This window comes from Mycolicibacterium bacteremicum (genome assembly GCF_002086115.1).
Lineage (GTDB): Bacteria > Actinomycetota > Actinomycetes > Mycobacteriales > Mycobacteriaceae > Mycobacterium > Mycobacterium bacteremicum.
In genome coordinates, this window is record NZ_MVHJ01000005.1 from 152,012 (window position 1) to 174,069 (window position 22,058).

15 protein-coding genes are annotated in these 22,058 nt (G+C 67.9%); 4 read left to right on the forward strand and 11 right to left on the reverse strand.

What is annotated here, in order from left to right; all coding sequences use genetic code 11:
• Positions 1-27 precede the first annotated feature (27 nt).
• Genes BST17_RS07960 through BST17_RS07980 form a run of 5 tightly spaced genes read right to left on the reverse strand, consistent with a single transcriptional unit; the run spans position 28 to position 6,039 of the window.
• Entirely contained in the window at positions 28-1,116 is a 1,089-nt protein-coding gene (locus tag BST17_RS07960) for a glycoside hydrolase 5 family protein (protein WP_234807582.1), read from the reverse strand.
• A gap of 3 nt (positions 1,117-1,119) precedes the next feature.
• Positions 1,120-2,220, reverse strand: a complete 1,101-nt coding sequence (locus BST17_RS07965) for a glycosyltransferase family 4 protein (protein WP_234807583.1) — start codon at positions 2,218-2,220, stop codon at positions 1,120-1,122.
• A complete protein-coding gene (locus tag BST17_RS07970) occupies positions 2,196-3,710 on the reverse strand; it encodes an oligosaccharide flippase family protein (protein ID WP_083056878.1) in 1,515 nt (504 codons plus the stop codon). The genes BST17_RS07965 and BST17_RS07970 overlap by 25 nt, the downstream gene beginning before the upstream one ends.
• Entirely contained in the window at positions 3,710-4,762 is a 1,053-nt protein-coding gene (locus tag BST17_RS07975) for a glycosyltransferase family 4 protein (protein ID WP_083056880.1), read from the reverse strand. Before BST17_RS07975 ends, BST17_RS07970 begins: the two co-directional genes overlap by 1 nt.
• Entirely contained in the window at positions 4,672-6,039 is a 1,368-nt protein-coding gene (locus tag BST17_RS07980; protein ID WP_234807589.1) for an O-antigen ligase family protein, read from the reverse strand. Before BST17_RS07980 ends, BST17_RS07975 begins: the two co-directional genes overlap by 91 nt.
• A 355-nt stretch (positions 6,040-6,394) precedes the next feature.
• Here BST17_RS07980 and BST17_RS29230 point away from each other — a divergent pair, with 355 nt between their 5' ends.
• Positions 6,395-6,895 (forward strand): hypothetical protein, encoded by a 501-nt coding sequence (locus BST17_RS29230; RefSeq protein WP_083056882.1) that lies wholly within the window; start codon positions 6,395-6,397, stop codon positions 6,893-6,895.
• Positions 6,896-6,919: 24 nt separating this feature from the next.
• Here BST17_RS29230 and BST17_RS07990 read toward each other — a convergent pair whose 3' ends face one another.
• The 4 genes from BST17_RS07990 to BST17_RS08005 form a co-directional block, all read right to left on the reverse strand.
• Positions 6,920-8,659: a sulfite reductase subunit alpha gene (locus BST17_RS07990; RefSeq protein WP_083056883.1), complete on the reverse strand. Its 1,740-nt coding sequence runs from the start codon at positions 8,657-8,659 to the stop codon at positions 6,920-6,922.
• Entirely contained in the window at positions 8,656-14,112 is a 5,457-nt protein-coding gene (locus tag BST17_RS07995; RefSeq protein WP_207573589.1) for a glutamate synthase-related protein, read from the reverse strand. Before BST17_RS07995 ends, BST17_RS07990 begins: the two co-directional genes overlap by 4 nt.
• Positions 14,113-14,295: 183 nt before the next feature.
• Complete coding sequence (locus BST17_RS08000; protein ID WP_083056887.1) at positions 14,296-15,156, reverse strand: SDR family oxidoreductase; 861 nt, start codon at positions 15,154-15,156, stop codon at positions 14,296-14,298.
• Positions 15,157-15,191: 35 nt separating this feature from the next.
• Positions 15,192-15,836 (reverse strand): TetR/AcrR family transcriptional regulator, encoded by a 645-nt coding sequence (locus BST17_RS08005; RefSeq protein WP_083056888.1) that lies wholly within the window; start codon positions 15,834-15,836, stop codon positions 15,192-15,194.
• Between the two features lie 145 nt (positions 15,837-15,981).
• On the opposite strand from BST17_RS08005, the gene BST17_RS08010 reads away from it, so the two are divergent.
• Together BST17_RS08010 and BST17_RS08015 are read left to right on the forward strand one after the other, a co-directional pair.
• Complete coding sequence (locus BST17_RS08010; protein WP_083056890.1) at positions 15,982-17,469, forward strand: cytochrome P450; 1,488 nt, start codon at positions 15,982-15,984, stop codon at positions 17,467-17,469.
• 129 nt (positions 17,470-17,598) lie between these two features.
• Complete coding sequence (locus BST17_RS08015; RefSeq protein WP_083056892.1) at positions 17,599-19,080, forward strand: cytochrome P450; 1,482 nt, start codon at positions 17,599-17,601, stop codon at positions 19,078-19,080.
• A gap of 105 nt (positions 19,081-19,185) precedes the next feature.
• On the opposite strand, the gene BST17_RS08020 is transcribed toward BST17_RS08015, so the two are convergent.
• Complete coding sequence (locus BST17_RS08020; RefSeq protein ID WP_083056894.1) at positions 19,186-19,650, reverse strand: 2-isopropylmalate synthase; 465 nt, start codon at positions 19,648-19,650, stop codon at positions 19,186-19,188.
• A 202-nt stretch (positions 19,651-19,852) separates the two neighbouring features.
• Between BST17_RS08020 and BST17_RS08025 the strand changes: the two genes are divergently transcribed.
• On the forward strand, positions 19,853-20,587 hold the full coding sequence (locus BST17_RS08025; RefSeq protein ID WP_207573595.1) for a sulfite exporter TauE/SafE family protein: 735 nt from the start codon (positions 19,853-19,855) through the stop codon (positions 20,585-20,587).
• A 6-nt stretch (positions 20,588-20,593) separates the two neighbouring features.
• Here the strand turns inward: BST17_RS08025 and BST17_RS08030 are convergent, their stop codons facing one another.
• A complete protein-coding gene (locus BST17_RS08030; protein WP_083056898.1) occupies positions 20,594-21,949 on the reverse strand; it encodes a neutral zinc metallopeptidase in 1,356 nt (451 codons plus the stop codon).
• Positions 21,950-22,058: the final 109 nt, after the last annotated feature.

Here is a 22,058-nt window from a genome sequence, read left to right on the forward strand (position 1 = left end):
CGTGATTGCGGTATCTGCGCGAATCGGTCAACGATCGCCGCGCAGGCCGAAACTGGCCACCACCGCATACGCCTGTTTGGGTACGAAATCGTGCCGCAGGATGCCGAAATTCTGTTCGGGATCCGCCGGGTCGGTGCCGCTGTCGCGGATGCTGTAGACGAATGCCGGCCCGATCCAGGGTGTCTGGCGCGCCCTGGTCAACATGATCTCGATGGTCCTGGCTTGCACGTTCTCGGACACCGCGGTGTCGGCGGTGCCGGTCGGCGCCCCGCACTCGGTGATCCACATCTGCTTGCCGCCGTCGCCACCGACCCGCATGATCTCGTACATGGCACCCAATCGCTGCGCGGTGTTCCAGGTGCCGGTGCCCGGTTCGTCGGGCAGCGCCGGATACGAGTAGGGGTGGATCCCGAACGCGTCGAAGTACCTGTTGTCCCCCTTGGCGTACAGCGCCTTCAAAAACGTGGTGGGTGCGATATCGCCGTCGGCGTCCTCGGCGGGGGCCAGTCCACCGGAGACGACCGCGATATCGCGGGATACCGATTTGATCGCGCCGTAGGTGGCGGCCAGCAGGCGCCCGTACACGGCGGGATCGGGTGCGGGCTTGAAGAATTTTACGGTGTTGGGTTCGTTCCACACCTCCCACGCCGCGATGCTGCCCCGGTACCGCTGTGCGGCGGTGCGGGCGAAGTCGGCGAACTGGGCCGGGTCGGCCGGTGCGAAGTAGGTGCCGGTGGCACGCAGTGCGGGGTCGGCGGCCCAGGCCGGCGCGTAGGTCACGATGCCGAAGGGACACATGCCCAGCGCGTGCACCGAACGCACGACCCGGTCGACCTGTGCCCAATCCCGCTTGCCCGCAACCGGTTCCACCCGCGACCAGTCGACGTCGATGCGGATGGCCCACATCCCGGCATCGCGGGCGGCAACCAGCGTCTGGTCCAGTTCGGCATCCGACATCGTCAGCATGTCCGCGCCGTCGGACCCGCCGACCCGCCCCGATGCCGTCGAGGCATCGCACTGTAACCGGTGCGGTATGTCGAGGACCGGGTGGGCGAATACCAGCAGCAGCACCAACGCCGAGAACAACGCGGCCACGACCTTCATCAGGCGGCGCATCGATCAGCTCGTCAACGCGCGCAGCAGCGCCGGCAGTGTCACGGCACTGTCGTGTTCGGTGGCGATGCGCTCGCGTCCCCGTTCGGCCATCCGTGAGCGCAGCGTTCCGTCGGCCAACACCGTGCGCAATGCCGCGGCGAGTGCTGCGCTGTCACCGGGCAAGACCAGCATCCCGACCCCGTCGCGCAGGAATTCCACGGGTCCGCCGTGCTCGGTGGCCACCACCGGCAGTCCATGCGCCATCGCCTCGAGCACCGCCAACGGTCCGGCCTCCGGGGCGACACTGGCCGATACCAGCACATCCCAGCGCGCCATCGCCTGTTCCGGATCGACGTGCCCGGGAAAGCTCACCCGCCCGGCCAGATCCGGAGCCGCCGCCCTGGCCCGCAGTTCCTCGACGAACCCGTGATCACCGGGGAACTGGCCGCCGGCGAACTCGGCTGTCACACCGGGCAGTTCGGCGAGTGCGTCGAGCACCACCCGGTGTCCCTTCCACGGCGTCAGCAGCGACAACATCCCGACCACCGGCGGATCGTGCAGCGTGCCCGCCTGTGGTGGGACCGGCCAGCGCACACCGTAGTTCACCACGCGCACCGGCACATCGAGGGCCTGCACCGGCGCCGCGGCGGCCCGGGTGCAGGCCACCGCGGTGCGCACCGCAGGTCGGCCGAACCGGATCACCGCCTGCTGGACCCGGCTGGTGAGCGCGTCATGGACCAACCAGGACACCCCGCCCGGGACCCCGGCCAGGCGCGCCACCGGCAGGGCGAACACCGAGTTGACCACGGTGTCGGTCCCGGGGCGCCGCGCCAACGGCCGTACCGTCGCCGCGGTACGGGCCCACCGCAGCAGCAGCCGGCCGGCGGCCACCGCCCGCGCCGTGCCCTGCGCCCCACCCAGGCTGAGTTCGGGGATCCGGACGTGCCGGCATCCCGGCGGAAGGGCTTGGGCCACCGGGCCGTCCGGGCATGCGACCGTCACCTCACGGCCCTCGCGCTGGGCCTCGCCGATGACCTCCAGCAGCAACTTCTCCGCCCCGGACAGCTGCCCGGTGTAGGTGATGAACAGCACCGCCGCGCTCACCGGCCCGACCGTCCGGGCCACCCGGGCACCCGCACCCCGGCCAGGCCGGTCACTGCGGCGATGCCGACCAGCAGCAGCACGGCGCCCACCGAGACGGCGGGCCAGGCCGCGGGAACCTGCCCGACGACGTAGCCTCCGCCCGCGGACAGCGTGGCGGTGAGTGCGCCGAGGACACTCAGACTGCGCAGCGGCAGCAGCCCTTTCACCGGCATGGCCCGGGCGATCACGATCCACAGCAACACCGCGGTCACCGCCCAGGTGATGACCGTGGCGATGGCCGACCCGTCGTACGACAGCCGCGGGATCAGGACCAGGTTGAGCACCACGTTGAGCACCAGCCCGAACACCGCGACCAGCGGGTAGCGGCGCTGCATACCCGCCGACGCCAGCAGGAAGATACCCAGCAGGATCAGCGCCATCAGCGCCGCCCCCACCACCAGTAGCCGGGCGGCCCCGGCGCTGGGCGCGAAGCGCTCGCCGTAGAGCAGGCGGATCAGCGGCTCGGCGCTGGGCCAGAACGCCACCACACACACCCCGCCGGCCAGAGCGAAAAGGGCTGCCGCCGAACGTGTCCGCGCCCGGAACTCGTCGAGCTTGCCCGGCCAGGCGGCGACCAGCAGGGTGCTGACGGGCGCGACAGCGGCCAACGCGATGGTGTCGATCATGTCGGAGAACTTGTAACCAATCGAATACATACCGACGGCTTCGAACGTGTCGAGCAGGCTCAGCATCACCATGTCGATCTTCATCATGGCGATGGTGAGTGCGAAGCCGATGGCCAGCGGCACCGCTTCGACGAGCATGGGCTTCCAGCGGTGCACATCGATATGCCGCGACGGCCGCAGGCCCAAGTCGGCCTTGCGGATGCCGAATCCGCGGACGGCGAGCTTGAACGCCTCGTTGACCACCGGCGCCATGACGAACACCAGCAGGACCGGGGCGTAGAGCACGGCCAGCACCGTCACCATCAGTTGGATGACCTGCCCCAGGCTTTCCGACACCGCCACCAGCAGCAGCCGGTGCCTGCTCTGATACAGCACGGTCAGCGCATGGCTGGGGGTGGCGAGCACCACCACCAGACCACCGATGGCGGTCGCGGCGATCACGTCCCCCGGGTAGCCGACCAGCACCACATACGCCAGGGCGCACACGTACCCGAGGACCCCGAGCACACTGCGCAATGCCAGGAACGACGATGCGGTGCGCGCGATCTCGTCGGGATCGCCGTTGATCAGCCGGGCCAGCACCACCCGGCCGACGCCGAGGTCGGTGACGATCGACATGACCCCGAGCAGGGCGAAGACGAAGCTGTACTGGCCCCACTGTTCGGGATCCAGCGCGCGCGCGATGAGCACACTGCCGGCCCAGCCCAGCCCGGCGACGATCACACGGCTACCCAGGACCGCCACGGTGGCCCGCGCGGCGGCCTTCGGGTCCGCGGCGACCTCGCGGTAATCGGTGCCGCCCGGCAGCGGCGTCTCCAGGCCGTCGGGGGCCGGATCGTCGGTCATCACAGCACCCCCGCATCGCGATAGGCGGCGGCGGTGAGTTCGGCGGTGCGCCGCCAGCTCAGTCCGGCGGCGACCCGCAGCGCACCGGCGGTCAGTTCGGCCCGCCGGTCCCCATCGCACGCGATATCGCGCATAGCCGCCGCCCAGGCGTCGGGATGGTGCGCCCGGACCAGCACGGCGCCGTCGCCGACCACCTGTGGCAGGGCGCCGACCGCGCTGGCCACGACGGCCCCGCCACAGGCCATCGCCTCCACCGGCGGCAGTCCGTACCCCTCGTACTTCGAGGCGTAGGCGGTGATGGTGGCGGCGGCATACAGCGCGGGCAGGTCCGCGGTGTCGACATACCCGAGACCGATGGCGCTCGCCGGTGCCGCGGGACCACGGGAACCGGCACCGGCGAGCACGCAAGGCAGGCCGATCGCTTCGGCGGCTGCCGCGACCAGTGCCACGTCCTTGCGCGGCTCCACCGTCCCAACCTGCAGGACGAACCGTTCCGGCAGATCGTGTTTCGTGCGTACCGCGGTGACGGCGGCCGCATCCGGCGGGCGTGCCCAGGAGGCCGGCGCCAATTCGGTGATCACCGCCGAGCGCCCGCTGATCGCCGCGATGCGTTCGGCGGTGAACTCCGAAACTGCCAGCAGCACATCGGCTTTGCGCAGCGCATGCCGGACCAGCAGCTGCTCGCCCCTGGCCCGGTACCAGCTCGACGCCGCCGGCATGTCGAACACCGAGGTGTCGTGCACCGTCGATACCGTCGCCCCGCTGGTGTAGAAGGGCAGGTCGACATCGAGTCCGTGGAAGATCTGGGCCGAGGTGTCGGGCACGGCGCCCAGCACGGTGCGGCGCACCCCGTCGCACACCGGTCGCGGAATCGCCGCGACCCGCTCGGGCAGGTCACCGACGGCATCGCGCTGCACCAGCGCCCTGAGCGCGGTGCCGTCGAGGAATTGCGGCAGCTCCCTCAGGAGCTCGCGGATATAGGTCTGGACTCCGCTGCCGCCCGGCCGAAGGGCAAGCGCCCCGAATGTGATTCGTGTTGCGCTGCTGCGCATCCCACCACCCCTAGGAGTAACCAGAAGTAGACATCGATCGGGAAGATCTCGAAGTAGGTCGCCACCACACTGGCGAACAGCGCCGCGACGATCGACGCGCTGACCCCCAGTGCCAGCGCCCCGTCGCGGCCCGGCAGCGTCACCGAGCAGCGCGTGGTCCAGACGAGCGCGGTGATGACGATCGCCAGGAACAGCCACAGTCCGATCGGCCCCAGCTCGATGAGCATCTTCATGTAGTAGTTGTCGGGTTGATAATTCGTCGACAGTCCGGAGAACGTCGTGCCGCCGGCGATGGCCATCCGGTCGGCCGATGCGCCGCTGGCCCCCAGACCGGTGCCGAAGGGGTGCACCTGGATGCTGGCGATGATGTCGTTCCAGCCGGCACTGCGCTCGCCGAGGCTGCTGGACGAGAAGAAGGTGCCGGTGATCTTGGCCGGCAGCAGCGGCAGGATCACCGCGGTGAGACCCGCCAGCACCAGCAACCCGATGCCCAGGGTGCGGAAGCGACGCAGCGCCAACCAGATCAGGCCGACCGCCAGACCCAGGATCGCGGCACGCACCACCGAGGACAGCATGGCGAGCACCATCACCGGGGTGAACATCAGGAACACCGCGTTGCGGCGACGACGCGGCTCGGCCATCGCCACGGCCCCGCCGACCAGCAGGCCCAGCATCACGTAGAGCCCGAACGGGAACGGTTGGTTGAAGGTGCTGAAGACCCGCAACAGACCGCCCGCGGTACGGACCTGCCTGCCGTAGGAATAACCGAGCTCGATGAGAATGCCGGGCCCGGCGGCCAATTGGATGAGTCCGACCACCGAGGTGAACATCGCCATCACCATCAGGATGGTGACCAGCACGTCGCGGTCCCGGGCGTCGAAGGGCGCGAACCACAGGATCACCACCAGCCCGATGTAGAAGAAGGTGACCTTGACCGACACCGCCCCCAGGATCCCGAACGTACCGAACGCCGACACACAGCCGATCGCGACCAGCAGTACCGCGGCCGGCCAGTAGGGGGCGTGCAGCGGTGGCCGCACGCTACCGGTCGATCGGGCCCGGCGTACCACCGCGCAGGCGCCGGTGAACAGCACCAGCCCTTCCTTCCAGCCGGCGACGAAGCCCGGCACCGGCGCGATGGCCAGCAGTCCGTTCAGTGGTGTGGCCGCGGCCAGGATGAGCAGGCCGCGCTGCGGTCTGCGGTAGACGAATACGGCCACCCGGAAACCGATCACGGCGAGCGCGATGAGGACGAAGGCCAGTGCCACGCCGGTCATCAGCGTCACCGCAACCCCCTCCCCTTCCGCACCTGACGTGGCCCGCTGGGGCCCTGTGGGCTTTCGGGTCCGGGCCGAGAGCTTTGCCAGCTACGAACGATACCGCTCCCGTACCCGCTGCATCGCTGATCCCTTCATCTTGTCGCCTACCGGCGCGCTTAGTACCGAACGGGATTCGCCAGACGGCTCGCAGAAGTCGGGGTCGCGGTCGGCTCGTTCGGTTGCTGGTCAGCAAATCGGGCCGTCGCTGCGGCCCCGGGCTGATCTGCGAAAGCTCCCGAAAGCCCGGCAATGCGTAAACACGCTCCGCGGTGTCGCCCGTCGGCGGTGCCGACAGGACCTACCATCGACTGTCATGACCGAGCGCCCGGGCGATCCGAACGACTATCCACATGACGACCCCACCCTGTACGCCGACTACAGCGATCTGAACGACCCGCAGTACCCGGGCGAACCGGTGCAGCCCTGGTATCAGAAGCCGGCGGCGCTGGTCGGGCTGGGCGCGCTGACCGCCATCATCCTGGCGCTGGCGGGGTACGGCATCTTCAGCGCGGTGTCCTCTGACGACTCCGATTCCGGGCCGGCCACCACGACCACCACGACCACCAGCACCACCACCGCGGTGCCCGGGGCGCCGGTCGCGCCGAGCACCATCACCGAGACGGTGCCGCCCACGACGACCACCACGACCACCGAGCCGGCCGCCACGACGACGACCACGGCCAGCACCACCACGACCACGACCACAACCACGACGACGACCGTCCCGCCGAGCACGGTCACCGAGACCCAGACCGAGACGCAGACCGTCACCGACTTCGCGCCGCCCCCCGGAGGTGAGCTCTCCCCGCCGTGACGGCAGGGCGGCCTTCGGCGCCGGTCAGTACACGTCGCGGACGTAGCGCTTCTCGCGCTTGAGCGAATTCACGTATTCGGTGGCCGCATCGCTGCTCATCCCGCCGTGGGCGGAAACGAGTTGGTGCAGGGCCTTGTCGACGTCCTTGGCCATCCGCGTCGCATCGCCGCAGACGTAGAAGTGTCCGCCCTCTTCGAGCCAGGCGAACACCTCGGCCCCGTGTGCGAGCATCTTGCTCTGCACGTAGACCTTCTCCGCCTGATCGCGGGAGAACGCCAGATCGAGCCGGGTCAGCAGACCGCCGGCCTGCCAGGCCTGCAGTTCGTCGGCGTAGGCGAAATCGTGTTCGCGATGCTGGTCGCCGAAGAACAACCAGTTCCGGCCCTGCGCACCGCTGTGCTCACGCTCCTGCAGGAACGCCCGGAACGGGGCCACGCCGGTCCCGGGGCCGACCATGATCATCGGCACGTCACCGTCGGCCGGGACCCGGAAGGACTTGTTGGGCTGCAGGAAGATCTTCGCGGTGCCGCTGCGGTCGGCGAGGAATGTCGAGCACACACCTCCGCGGGCGCGGCCGTTGCTGCGATAGCGCACGCTCGCCACCGTCAGGTGGATCCGGTCGGGATGCGCGAGTGCGCTCGACGAGATCGAATATGCCCGGTGCGCAAGGGGTTTGAGCAGATCGATGAATTCCTCCAGGCTCAGGTCATCCCCTGCGATGCGCAGCACGTCCAGGATGTCCTTGCCGTACAACCACCGTTCCAGGGTCTCCTTGACCCCGCCGCGCAGCACATGCGAGAGCTCTTCGTTGTCGGCGCGCTTCTCCACCTCGCCCAGCAGGTCTTTCGACGGCGCACTGATCTCGTAGCGCCTGCCCAGCAGTTCACCCAGCGGCCGGTCGCCGACCAGTGTGTCGGGTGAGACGCGGAAGTGCTCGGCAATCGCCTCCACCAGCGCCGGGTCGTTCTCCGGGATGACGGCCAGCGCGTCGCCGGCCTCGTATTCGATACCGCTGTCGGCGAGGTCGAACTCGAAGTGCCGGATCTCCTTGTCCGACCCGGGTCCCGACAGCAGTCTGTTGACCGCAAGTTCGGCGACGAACGGGTTCTTGCGGGTCCACCCGGACCGCGCGACCGCGCTCGGCGGCGGCGTGCTCGGGGTGCCACTGGCTCCCGATGTCGGCACCAGTGCGGTCAGCGCGCCCTGGATCCACTCCGCAGCGTGCGCCTCGTACTCGACATCGCAGTCGGTGCGGGTGACCACCCGGGTGGCACCCAGCTGCTCCAGCCGGATGTCGAACAACTTGCCGGCCTGGCAGAACTCGTCGTAGCTGGTGTCGCCGAGGGCGAGCACACCGTAGGACACGCCCTCCAGGCGCGGAGCGGTGGTGGCCGACAACGCTTCCCAGAACAGTTCGGCGTTGTCGGGCATCTCCCCTTCGCCGTAGGTCGACGTCACGATCAGCACATACTTCAGTCCCGCGAACTCGTCGAGTTCGATCTCGTCGAGCCCGCTGACCTTGACGTCGAAGCCCTGCAGCTTGGCGGCCGCCGCGGCGTCGTTGGCGACACCCTCGGCGTTGCCGGTCTGCGTGCCGTAGAGAATCCGCAGCGGCGGGCGCGAAGCCGGCGCATCGGCCACCGCAGCGGGCGGCGGCGCGACGTTCATCGCCAGCCGCGAGTGCAGGCCGGCCAGGAATCCGGACAGCCACGCACGCTGGTCCTCGTTGAACGGCGCGTCCTGGGGAATGTAGGCGATCTTCACGAGGCACTCTCCAAAGTGGTCAGCGAGGCCACGACATCGGGGACGGACTGGGCGGCGAACAGCTCCTCGAAGGAGGGCAACCGGCCGATCCGCTCGACGTTCTTGGCGCTCTGGAACAGGATCCAGCCGTAGGTGCCGGGGCTGTCCATCGACGCCACGTTGCGCTGCGAGAGCGCATCCTTGTAGTCGGTGATGCGCTTGTTGGCGATCAGCACCGCGAGGTCCTCGTCGCTGAACCCGTCGATGGCCTCGCGGGCGTACCGCTGCAGCTTCTGGATCAGGAAGAAGTCCTCGGTGAGCACCAGGTTGCGAACCGTCTTACCGACCGCGGGGTCGGCCACATCGGTCACCCCGGGCAGCCGGGTGAGCGCCAGCTGCTGGGCCAGGTTGAGCACCGTATAGGTGTTCAACAACGCGTACATCTCCTCGGTGTCGGTATCACCGTAGCCCGGCACCGCACCCCCGAGCACCGAGTCGCCGTCGCGGTAGGACCGCTTGAACTTGGCCACCTGATGGCCCGCCAGCGCCGAGGCGAGTTCGTCGAGCAGTTCCTTGCGGGTCTTGGCGGCCAGGATCGCATCGGCGTCCTGATACTGCAGCAGCGCCCGGGGCATCGCATAGTGCACGTGTTGCCGGGTGGTCTGCCAATCGGCAAGCAGCGCAGCGGCCTTCGCCGACCCGGTCGCCTCGACATGCCAGCCCAGCAGCGTCTTGGCGGCCTCCTCGTGGAACGGCGCCTCCGTCAGCGGGGCGATCAGCACCGAATCCGCGCTGACCTTGGACGCCAGCGCGCCGTCGGGGTCGTACTGGTAGAGAAAGCCTCCGCTCATCCCGTTGGCGACACCCTTGCCGAATCCGCCGATGTTGAACACCGCGCCGTTGGTCATGTATTCGCAGAGGAATTCGCCGACCCCCTCGACCACGGCGGTGGCACCGGAGTTGCGCACCGCGAAGCGGTCACCGGCTTCACCGGCGACGAACAGCCGACCACCCGAGGCGCCGAACAACGCGAAATTGCCGATCAACACGTTGCCGCCGGCCAGCTCGGATCCGCCACCCGGGGACCGGACCGCGATGGTGCCGCCGCACTGGCTCTTTCCGACACCGTCGTTACAGGTCCCGGTGTGGGTCATCGTCATACCGTCGTTGCAGAAGGCGCCGTAGCTCTGTCCGGCCGAGCCGTCGGTGGTGATCAGCACGCTGTCGGGCGTGAGGAATCGGCGCCCGCGCTCGTCGACGGCCACGGCGGGTCCGTCGGCGCCCTGATGGTTCAGCATCCGTTCGATGTCGATGGCAAGCTGACCGCCCACACTCTTGTTGCCGTTGGTCAGTGTCACCGGCACCATCGACACCCCGGCCAGGTCGAGCTGGGCCAGGAAACTGTCGTCGACCGCGTAGTCCTTCTCCATGTAGATCGGGTCGTCGGGCACGAAACCCTCGGCGACCGACAGCATCGCCTTCAGATCGAGCCGGCCGATGCTGGACGGGTGGTCCAGCAGATGCAGCAGATCACTGCGGCCGCGGGCCTGGCGCAGCGATGACAGGCCGAGCACGGCCAGGATCTCGCGCACCTCATGGGAGATGTTGAGCAGGTACTGCGCGAGTGCGCGCGGATCGCCTTCGAACGCTTCGGGATTGGTGGTCAGTCCGGCCGGGCACTTGATGTTGCAGTTCTTGGCCATCACGCACTTGAGCATCATCAGCGCCGTGGTGCCGAACTCGTAGCTGTCGGCGCCCAGCAACGCGGATTTCACCACATCACCGGCGGTCTGGTGGGCTCCGGAGGCCCGCAGCACGACCTTCTGCCGGATCCCGTTGGCCACCAGGGCCTGATGGACCTCGGCGACGCCGATCTCGGCGGACCGACCCGCGTACTTCAGACTGGTGACCGCCGCGGCGCCGGTCCCGCCGGTGTTGCCCGCGACGTTGATGACATCGGCGCCGGCCTTGGCGACGCCGGCGGCGATGATGCCGATGCCCTCGGAGCTGACCAGCTTCACGACCACCCGGACGCGGGCGGCCTTGCAGTCGTGGATCAGCTGGGCGAGATCCTCGATCGAGTACGTGTCGTGGTGCGGCGGCGGGGACACCAGCTCGACGCCGGGCGTCCCGCCCCGGGCGGCGGCGATCTGCACCGTCACCTTGGGCGCCGGAAGCTGGCCGCCCTCACCGGGTTTTGCTCCCTGGCCGATCTTGATCTCCAGTTCGCGCAGCATGGGGTCGGCCAGGTAGCCGGCCCACACCCCGAACCGGCCGGAGGCGAACTGCTTGATCCGGGATCCACGGATGGTGCCGTAGCGGGTGATGTGTTCCCCGCCCTCACCGCAATTCGACAGTCCACCGACCATGTTGGTGCCGTGCGCGACGGCCTCGTGCGCCGAGGCCACCAGCGCACCGTGGCTCATCGCCCCGGAGGCCAGCGTCGCCGCGATCTCGTCGGCGGGTTGCACCGCGGACAGCGGGATGGAGTCCGGCGCGGTGCGCACCAAAGACAGGTAATGCAGCGCGTCACCGGAGGCCCGCAGCCACAATCGGTCACCGACGATGTCGTCATCGCAGATCTGCGTGCCGAAGCGCTGCCGCAGCGATTCGGCCAGCTCGGTGAGCCGGCCGGCCGAATGGGCCAGTTTGAGGGTGAACTCATCGCCGGTCTGCGAGATCGTCAGCCCGCGCACCAGGTAGCCGTTGTTGCCCCAGAGCGCGAACTGGCCCATCTCGGAACGGAATTCGTCGGCGGTGTGCAGGAAGTTCACATCGGCGGGGAAGGCCAGCACGTCGCGCAGGGCCGCGGGGCGCCGGGCGCGTTCGGTGTTCATGGCCATCACGAAGTTGCGATAGCCCGGGGTGATGTCGAAGTTGTTGATCGCGCGCGGCGTCATCTCCTCGAAGCTGTTGTTGCTGTACGCCTCGTCGTCGAGGCCGAACGCCCCTTCGAGCTGATGCAGCGGCAACCGGCGCAGGAACAGCGGATCGGCCATGTCCGGGTTCTCCGGCCGAGCCTCGTCGCCGAAGGAGATCTCCTCCTCGGTCATGTCGACGAATCCGCGCACCGCGGTGGTCCCGTAGGAGTGTCCGGCGCCCTCGGCGCGCTCCTTGAACAACCCGAGCAGCGGGACGTCCTTCTCGTCGGCGACCGCGAGCGCGCGGGCGTGCCATTCCGCAGCGGTCTCGGCCAGCGTGCCGAATCCGACGCCGCCCACCGGCGAGACCACGTTCGGGAAGTAGCGGCGCAGCACCGGTTCCGCGGTGTCCAGGTAGCTGGGCTCGAAGAACTCGCCGCCGATGTAGCTCTCCACGGTGCACAGGCCGACCCGGCCCATGGTCTTCATCAGCGATTTCTCCGCCGCCTTGGCGAACCGCTTGAAGGCCGCGGCGACGGTACCGTCGGCATCACCGGAACCGGAACCCGCGAACTTCTCCTCCGCGCGCATCTGGACGCCCAGCGGGTACACCGCCGAGGCCCCGAATCCCAGCGCGGTCGCAACGTGGTGCGACGAACAGATCTGGCCGCTCTCGGCGATCACCGAGACCCGCAACCGCAGCCCCTCCTCGATGAGGCGCTGGTTGATCGCCGACACCGCGATGATGAGCGGGATCGCCGCCATGGCACTTTCGACATGCCGGTCGGAGATCACGGCGATACCGCCGGTCTCCCTGGCGAACTCCTCGACCTCGTCGCACAGCTTGTCGATACCGCGGACCAGCGCCTGCTCATTGGCGCGGGCGTCCTGCAGATCGATCGGGTAGAACATCCCGAATCGCTCGACCGGGGTGTGCTTCTGGTCCCGGATCTTCAGCATCTCCAGGTGCGTGAGGATCGGGGTCTGCACCACGATCTGGGGTGCCGGCTTCCCGCCGCTGCCCGGCTTGGCGCCCAGCGCCACCCGCAGCGTCATGCCGTCGGCCTCCCGGATGCTGTCCAACGGCGGGTTGGTCACCTGCGCGAACCGCTGGGTGAAGTACCGCGCGATCCCGCCCTCGTGGTTGGACAACGCATTGATGGCCGCGCCGTAGCCCATCGCGGAGATCTTCTCCTGGCCGGTGGCGAGCATCGGGTCCATCAGGAACTTGAAGCTCTCCTGGTTCAGCGAGTAGGCGACATACCGCTGGTGCCGGTTCAGGTCGCCGTTGTAGCGCGCCGGTGAGAGCTGGCCCTCGGGCGGGACGGTGGGCAGGTCGGCCAGGTTCACCCGGGCCTGCTCCAGCATCTGCTGGTAATCATGTTTGGCCGCCAGCTTTTCCAGGGCTTCGACGGTGCCGTAGGAGCGCTGCTCGCGGTGGTCGTAGTAGAGCATGCCGCCGGCCTCGATGCGCCCCCGCTTGACCACGTCCGCGGGCGGGAAGTACACCTGACCGGCCTCGGACATCACCCCGAGGTACTCGGTGGTCTCCACGGTGCGCAGCGGGCGCAGTCCCAACCGGTCCAGCCGGGCGCCGATATAGGTGCCGTCACCGAAGATCAGCGCCGCCGGGCCGTCGTTCTTCTCCTCGTAGAGGCTGAAGAACTCCAGCATGGCGCGCACCTGCGGGGACAGCGTGTCATCGTTCTCCCACGCCGGCGGCATCATCGCGACCACCGCGGTGATCAGGTCGAGGTCGTCCTCGATCACCCGGTTCTGCAGTGTCTGGTCCAACCGGCAACTGTCGGACTGCCCGACCGGACGCACGATGGCGCGGTTGCGCGCGCGGGCAACCGCGTTGTCGGACAGCCGGTTCTTCTTGTCGGTGTTCAGCTCGCCGTTGTGGGCCATCAACCGGAACGGTTGGGCCATGGTGGCATTGGGCACGGTGTTGGTGGAGAACCGGGTGTGGAAGAACATCGAGTGCACTTCCATCCGGGGATCGGACAGATCGCTGAAGTACGGGACGACCTCATTCGAGTTGAGCCGGCCCTTGAGCACCTGGGTGCGCGCACTGATCGAGAGCGGGTACAGGCCCAGCAGTGCCGGCTCGGTGTAGGCGACGGCCTCGATGGCCATCAGGGCGTCGTGGATACGGCGGTCGAAGCGCGCACGCGTGTCGGCGGTGAACACCCATTGCCGGATCGGCAGCTGATATCTGACCGCGGCCGGCCGGATGGCCGTGTTGTCCACCGGCACATCACGTTTGAGGATGATCTCGAAACCCTGCTCGCGCAGCGTGCGCTCGATCACCGCTTCGGCGTCGGCGTGGAACGCGGTGTCATTGGGCAGGAAGAAGTTCCCGACGCCGAACTGGCCCAGCTCCAGGTCCGGCCGCTCGGTGACCGCACGGAAGAAGCGCACCGACAGGTCCAGGTTGACACCCGCGCCGTCACCCACCCCCTCGGAGGACATCCCGCCGCGGTGCGGAACCGCGCACAGCGCCTCGTGCAGCTTGCGGATGACCTCGTGGGTCTGGCGGCCATCCTTGCGCGTCAGGAAACCGACGCCACAGCTGCTCTTTTCCTGACTCGGATCAAAAAGTCCCGACAACCGGCGATCTCCTCTGGCGATGAACACCTACCCAGCGCACCGCGTGGGCCTCTCGACGTTGAGCCGTCCCGCACGAGGCCTCGGGGTCACCGCGGCTCCGGTACGCGCAAATGTCTTAGCCTAACCTAAAACCCCTGGTAGCCGCCCTGTCCGCCGGTGTGATATTTCCAACGGCACCGAGGTTCAGCGACGCTGTTTAGGCCGCAGCGCCCGGGTGAACAGCACATTCACCTGACGCATCGCCACGCTGTAGGGCCACCAGGCCACCCGCTTGAACGCATACAGCGCCCGGATGTCGGTCGAGGTGTAGATCAGGAAGCGGTTGCGTCGCACCCCGGCCAGGATCTTCTCGGCGGCACGCTCCGGTGACACCGCGTGCCCGGCGAACCGGTCAACCCATTTGGCCACCCGCGGGTCCTCGCGGTCCACACCCGCGATCTGCACGGTCTGCACCAGCCCGGTCTTCACCGCGCCCGGCACGACCACCGACACCCCGATGCGGTGGCGCGCCAGGTCGAAGCGCAGCACCTCGGACAGTCCGCGCAGGCCGTACTTGCTGGCGCTGTAGGCGGCGTGCCACGGCAGTGCGACGATCCCGGCCGCCGAGGACACGTTGACCAGGTGCCCGCCGCGACCGGCGGCGACCATCGGCGGTAGAAACGCCTCGATGACGTGGATGGGGCCCATCAGGTTGACGTCGATCATCGACTTCCAGTGCTGGTGGGTCAGCGTCGACACGGTGCCCCACGCGGAGATCCCCGCGATGTTCATGACGATGTCGAGCGAGCCGTGTGCGGTGTGCACGTCGGTGGCGAATGCCGTCACCGCGTCGAAGTCGGTGACGTCCAGTGCCCGGTGCGCGGCAACGGTGGCGCCGAGTGCGCGGGCGTCGGCGACGGTGGTCGCCAAGCCGTCGGCATCCCGGTCGGTCAGATAGAGTTCGGCGCCCTGCGCGGCGAGATCGAGTGCGGTGGCGCGGCCGATACCGCTGGCCGCACCGGTGAGCAGAACCCGTTTCCCCGCAAAACCCGCAGCCCGACCCATGGGCCAACCCTACCCACGGGCGGACGCCCGCCGGGTCAGTCCTCCCAGGACGCCGCGCTGCCCCAGAGGGCGTTCAGCCAGAGCCGTTCGAGCACCTCGACCGCGCGCGCCGGGTCGGTGCCCCGGCCGACGAAGGCGCTGTCGTGCGACAGCGTCCACGCGCTGGTCGCGGTGAGCACCCGGACCAGTGCCGGGATGTCATCGGAGATCGGTTTGGTGCCCTTGCGCACCTCGTCCTCGACGACGGCCACGATCTTGGCGATCACGGCGTCCTCGAAATCGTTCATGATGTCGCTGATCTGGGCGTCGCTGCTGCGCGCCGAGGTGCACGCCACCATGACCGGGTCATTGGTGATGAACACCGCCGCGGCGCTGCCCACCATCCGCTTGGCGAACGCCGCGGGTGATTCACCCGGATCACGGGGCGCGAAGTTGTGGGTCAGGTGGTCGAGTTCGGCCAGCGCGTCCTTGACGATGAAGGCCAGCACGTCGTACTTGGAGTCGAAGTAGAAGTAGAAGCCCGAACGGGCCACTCCCGCACGTTCGCTGATCATGCTGACCGAGAGATCACTGAAGGGTTTGGTTCCCAGCAGCTCACGTACCGCGGTGACGATCGCATCGCGCTGCCGGTCACCGCGAGTGCGCCGAGTCTCGGACTCGGTATCGGGTGAGGCGCTCATGCCTTTAGACCTTTGCACCGCGGCAGGCCAGAACAAAACTTGACATGCGTCAAGTCTGGCATACAGGATGGGTCACGGGAGTGATATCCACCACAGTCCGCCGGCCGCGCTTCGGCCGTTCCGTAGAGGGAGCATCGGCAGCGACATGTCCAAGGCGACCATCAGCACCCCGGCTTACCTGCTCGATCAGGCCAAACGGCGGTTCACGCCCACAGTCAACACCATCCCGGGCATGGGTTTGCTCGAACAACGCTTGCTGGCGCACGAGTGGAGTCAGAAGACGCTGGCCGAACCTCCGGCGGGCAGCGGGCTCAAGCCCGTCCTCGGCGACTCCGGACTACCCCTGGTCGGCCACATCGTCGAGATGTTCCGCGAGGGCGCCGACTACCCGCTGCACCTCTACAACACCCGCGGGCCCGTCACCTACGCCGAATCGCCGATCCTGAGCTCGATCGTGGCCCTCGGCCCGGACGCCACCCAGACCATCTTCTCCAACCGCAACAAGGACTACTCGCAGAAGGGCTGGCACCCGGTCATCGGGCCGTTCTTCACCCGCGGCCTGATGATGCTCGACTTCGAGGAACACATGTTCCACCGCCGCATCATGGGAGAGGCCTTCACCCGCACCCGGCTCACCGGCTATGTCGAACACATCGACCACGTCGCCACCAGCGTCGTCGCGGACTGGCCATGCGATGATGCGCGCTTCCTGTTCCACCCGGCGATGAAGGAACTGACGCTGGACATCGCCTCGGTGGTGTTCATGGGCCACGAGCACGCCGGCGACGACCGCGAGCTGGTCACCAAGGTCAACGACGCCTTCGCCACCACGACGCGGTCCGGCGGGGCGATCCTGCGCTTTGCCGTGCCGCCCTTCAAATGGTGGCAGGGACTGCGGGCCCGCAAGGTGCTCGAGGCGTACTTCGCGGAGCGGATCACCGAGCGCCGCAACGCGATCGGCACCGACATGCTCACCGTGCTCTGTCACAGCACCGATGACGACGGCAACTCCTTCAGCGACGACGACATCGTCAACCACATGATCTTCCTGATGATGGCCGCCCACGACACCTCCACGTCGACGGCGACCACGATCGCCTACAACCTGGCCGCGCATCCGGAGTGGCAGGAGCGCTGTCGCGACGAGTCCGACCGACTCGGCGACGGCCCGCTCGACATCGAGGCGCTCGACAAGCTGGAGTCCCTGGATCTGGTGATGAACGAATGTCTGCGACTGGTCACCCCGCTGCCGTTCAACATGCGCCAGACCGTGCGCGACACCGATCTGCTCGGCTACCACGTCCCCGCCGGCACCAACGTGGTGACCTGGCCGGGGATGAACCACCGGCTGCCCGAACTGTGGACCGACCCGGAGAAGTTCGACCCGGAGCGCTTCGCCGAGCCGCGCAGTGAGCACAAGCGCCACCGGTACGCCTTCGCGCCGTTCGGTGGCGGCGCCCACAAATGCATCGGCATGGTCTTCGGCCAGCTGGAGGTCAAGACGATCGTGCACCGGATGCTGCGCAGGTACCGGCTGGAGCTCGTCAGACCCGGTTACGCGCCGCGTTGGGACAACGGCGGCATGCCGGTGCCGATGGACGGCATGCCCATCGTGCTGCGCCCGATCCGTTGACGCTTGCGCATACCGCGCAACCGAAATCGCCGGAGCGGACGAAACTTGACAGGCGTCAAGTTGGCCGTAGAAGATGGGCGCAGAAGTGACATCGACCACAGGTGTTGTCTGCACGAAGGAGTTCCGTCAATGGCGACCACCATCAGCACGCCGTCCTATCTGCTCGATCAGGCCAAGCGCAAACTCACCCCGACGCTGAACAACATGCCCGGCATGGGTGCGGTCGAACAGCGGCTGCGTCAGCACGATTTCAAGCAGTTCGTGCTGGCCGAGCCGCCCGCGGGCAGTGGGCTCAAGCCGGTGCTGGGTGACTCGGGCCTACCGATCCTGGGCCACATGATCGAGACCTTCCGGGCCGGCCCCGAGTATCTGCTGGAGGTCTACAAGAAGTTCGGCCCCGTGCACTACGCCTACTCCCCCGCGTTGCCCAGCGTCGCCGCGCTCGGCCCGGATGCCACCCAGGCCGTGTTCTCCAACCGCAACAAGGACTTCTCGCAGAAGGGCTGGGATCCGGTCATCGGCCCGTTCTTCAACCGCGGCCTGATGATGCTCGACTTCGACGAGCACATGTTCCACCGCCGGATCATGCAGGAGGCCTTCACGCGCAGCCGGCTCACCGGTTACGTCGAGCACATCGACCGGGTGGCCTCGGCCGTCATCGCCAACGACTGGGTCGAGAACGATCCGCGCTTCCTGTTCTATCCGGCGGTCAAGGAGCTGACGCTGGACATCGCCTCGGTGGTGTTCATGGGTCACGAGCCCGGCACCGACAAGGAACTGGTCACCAAGGTCAACGACGCGTTCACCATGACCACGCGGGCCGGCGGCGCGATCATCCGCACCGGTGTCCCGCCGTTCAAGTGGTGGCGCGGGCTGCAGGCCCGCAAGGTCCTCGACCAGTACTTCGAGGAGCGGGTCAAGGAGAAGCGCACCTCCGATGGCACCGACATGCTGACGGTGTTGTGCCACACCGCCGACGAGGACGGCAACACCTTCACCGATCAGGACATCACCAATCACATGATCTTCCTGATGATGGCGGCCCACGACACCTCGACCTCGACGCTGACCACGATGGCCTATCACCTGGCGGCCAATCCTGAGTGGCAGGAGCGCTGCCGCGAGGAGTCCGAGCGCATCGGCGACGGCCCGCTCGACATCGAGGCCCTCGACAAGCTGGAGACCTACGACCTGGTCATCAACGAGGCGCTGCGCCTGGTCACCCCGCTGCCGTTCAACGTGCGCTCCACGGTGCGCGACACCGATCTGCTGGGCCACTTCATCCCGGCCGGCACCAACGTCGTGACGTGGCCGTCGATCAACCACCACCTGCCCGAGCTGTGGACCGATCCGGAGAAGTTCGACCCGGCCCGCTTCGCCGAGCCGCGCAACGAGCACAAGCGCCACCGCTACGCCTTCGCCCCGTTCGGCGGCGGCGCCCACAAGTGCATCGGCATGGTCTTCGGCCAGCTGGAGATCAAGACCGTCATGCACCGCCTGCTGCGCAAGTACCGCCTTGAGCCGCCGTACCCGGGCTATAAGGCCAAGCTGGACTACGCCGGCATGCCGGTGCCGATGGACGGCATGCCGGTCATCCTGCGCCCGCTGTAATCTCGCGAGGTCTCTCGCGAGCAGACGCAAATCCCCCCAAAAGTGCGAACTTTTGGGGGGATTTGCGTCTGCTCGCGCGCGGGAGGTCCCCCGGCTCACGACGTGTCAGGCTGCCAGCCGGTTGGCGCACGCGATGACGGCCCGCAGTGCCGACTGGTGTGCACATTCCGACCAGCCAATGGCCCATTCGGTGTCGATGCCATCGGTGCCGCGGATGAACGTCGCGGTCTGCCCGCCCGCCCGCAACTGGTGGAAGTTCAACATCTCCACCGCGATACCGCGCTCGTGCAGCATCGCGGTCAGCGCGCCGAGCGGGCCGGACGCGGTGGCCGTCGTGGTGGCGGCGCGATCGCCGATGGCGATGGTGGCGGTGTAGGTGTGCGCGTGCCTGCCATCGCGCGCGGCGGGTTCCCATTGCGTCAGGCGGATCGGCCCCGCACTGGAACCGAAGGTCGCTGCCACATCATCCCAGCTCATATCCGCGGCCAGGTCGCGCAGCCCGCGCGGCAACGGCGCGTCGAAGAAGTCGGCGAAGCGAGGGCCGGTGATGGTGGTGATGGTGGAGGTCATGTGCGTCGGTCTTCCTGCTCTGAAGGGAGCGACCGACGGGTAGTAGCGTCCGACCCACAGCGGGGGGTCGGTCTGGATCAGACCCCGCTGCGGGTGCTGGCTACTACGAGAATGCGATGCACGTCCGCGAGGTTAGACCCCGCAACCCGGTGCGCGCAAGTCCATTCGGTTGGGCAACGATGTCCCGGTGACCTGGTGGGAGATGCTGCTGCTGTTCGCCGCCGGCGTCGGCGGTGGACTGACCGGCAGCATCGCCGGCCTGGCGTCGGTGTCCACCTATCCGGCCCTGCTGATGGTCGGGCTGCCGCCGGTCACCGCGAACGTCACCAACACGGTGGCGTTGGTCTTCAACGCCGTCGGGTCCGTGCGCGGATCGCTGCCCGAACTGGCGGGCCAGGGCCCGCAACTCAGACGACTGGTGCCGATGGCCTGCCTCGGCGGTCTGGCCGGTGCGGTGCTGCTGCTGTCCATCCCCGCCGAGGGATTCGAGAACGTGGTGCCCGTCCTGCTGGCCGTCGCCTCGATCGCGATCGCGCTGCCGAAGGGCAAGAACGCCGATGTGGCACCGACGAAGGCCCGCACCATCGCCAAGGCGGCGATCGTCGGGCTCATCTGTATCTACGGCGGGTTCTTCGGGGCGGCCGCCGGGGTGCTGCTGCTGGCCTTGTTCCTGCGCACCGGCGCGAACACCCTGGCCGATGCGAACGCCACCAAGAACGTGGTGCTCGGCGCCTCCAATGGTGTTGCCGCCGTAGTGTTTGCGTTTGTCGCCTCGGTGCACTGGCCGGCGGTCGCCGCGATGGGTGTCGGCTGTCTGATCGGTGCCCGACTGGGCCCGATCGTGGTCCGGCACGCGCCCAGCACACCGCTGCGGATGCTCATTGCCGTCGCCGGTCTGGCGCTGGCGGTCAAACTGGGTTACGACACCTACCGCTGACGCGCACTACGACTGGTAGTCCAGGCAACTTTCGGCCCCGTTGATGACGCCCTCGCGGAATGCCCGCACCCGGTCGAATCCGGCGCCCTGCCGGTCGCTGTCGCCATCACCACGGAAGACCAGCAGCGCTTTGATGCCCTCGTCGAGATCACCCGGCGAGATGGACCACGAACTGGTCTCGGCGCGGTTCTGCAGCAGCACGCTGGCGGTGTACCCGCCGGCCAGGCAGTCCGCCCGCAGTGTCGAGGTCCGCTCGTCGGACTCGTCGCCCAACCGCTCCAGCGCGGCCAACCCGTACTGGGTGGCCAGCAGCGTGGCCACCGCGTAATCACCGCCCTGGCGGTAGATCTGCGGCATGGTGTCCTCGTTGTCCCACCCGATGTAATCGTCTGGCACGCAATAGAACAGCACATATCCCTCGGTCGACTGATCACCGCACATCGGCGCGCTGCCGGGGCCGAAGGGTTCCAGTCCACCCACTGCGGACCACTGATCACCGGTCAGTTCCGGGTACAGCTGGGTCCAGTAGTCCTCCAAGTCGTAGGGCACGCCGTTGACGATGGAGTCGTACGGCGCGTTGCCCTCGGCCGCCGCGTCGGCGATGTTGTTGAACGGCAACGCGAGCACCATCGGCTCGTCGTCGCGGTACTCCTTGCACCGCTGCAGCCCGTTGTCGAACCCGTCCTGGAAGGCACCGACGCGGTCGAATCCGCTGCCGTGGGCGTCGGGATCGGTCTTCGAGGTCCCCGGGTTGTCGCGCAGATCCAGGATCCCGGCCAGCGCGGTGTCCAGATCGGCGCTGGAGACCTCGAAGATGCCGTCTTCCTGCGCATGCGCCGCCCATGCCCCGGCCATGCAGTCGGCCTGCAGCTCGCGGGTCACGGTGCGGGCGGTGAAGTTCGAGCGGGCCTGCACGGCATGGGCGAATTCGTGGGCCATCACCACCGGGATGACGAAATCCCCGAACCGGGACTGCAGGTCGGGCAGCAGTTCCTGGGAGTCCCAGGCCACCACGTCCTCGCTTTTGCAGTAGAACGCGTTGCCGGCCACCTCGGCGGCCTCGGTGGTGCACGGCGGCGGATCGCTGTCCTCGGTGACGGCGTAGTAGCCGCCGGCGATCTGCTCGAATTCCTCGCCGTAGAGGTCCGGGTAGTTCTGCGCCCAGTACTGCTCCAGATCGGCGATCGCCTGCATCGCAATCTGATTCACCGGTTCGTCGCGGTCACCGGAGATGGTGATGGTGCTGGTGTCCGGCACGGCCGCGGCCCCGTGCGTGGACTCCGTCGGGTTCTCGGGCTGCGGCGAACCGCACGCCGAGATCAGCAGCACAGCGGCAGCAGCCATCCATACTTTCACGATCATGGGCAAACATTAGCGGGGGTTTTCGCAAAATGGACAAAACCTGCTCAGGTTGCACATTCGGCGGGCACACCGACGCCGGCGCGCCGAACCCGCAATCGGCGATGGCCGA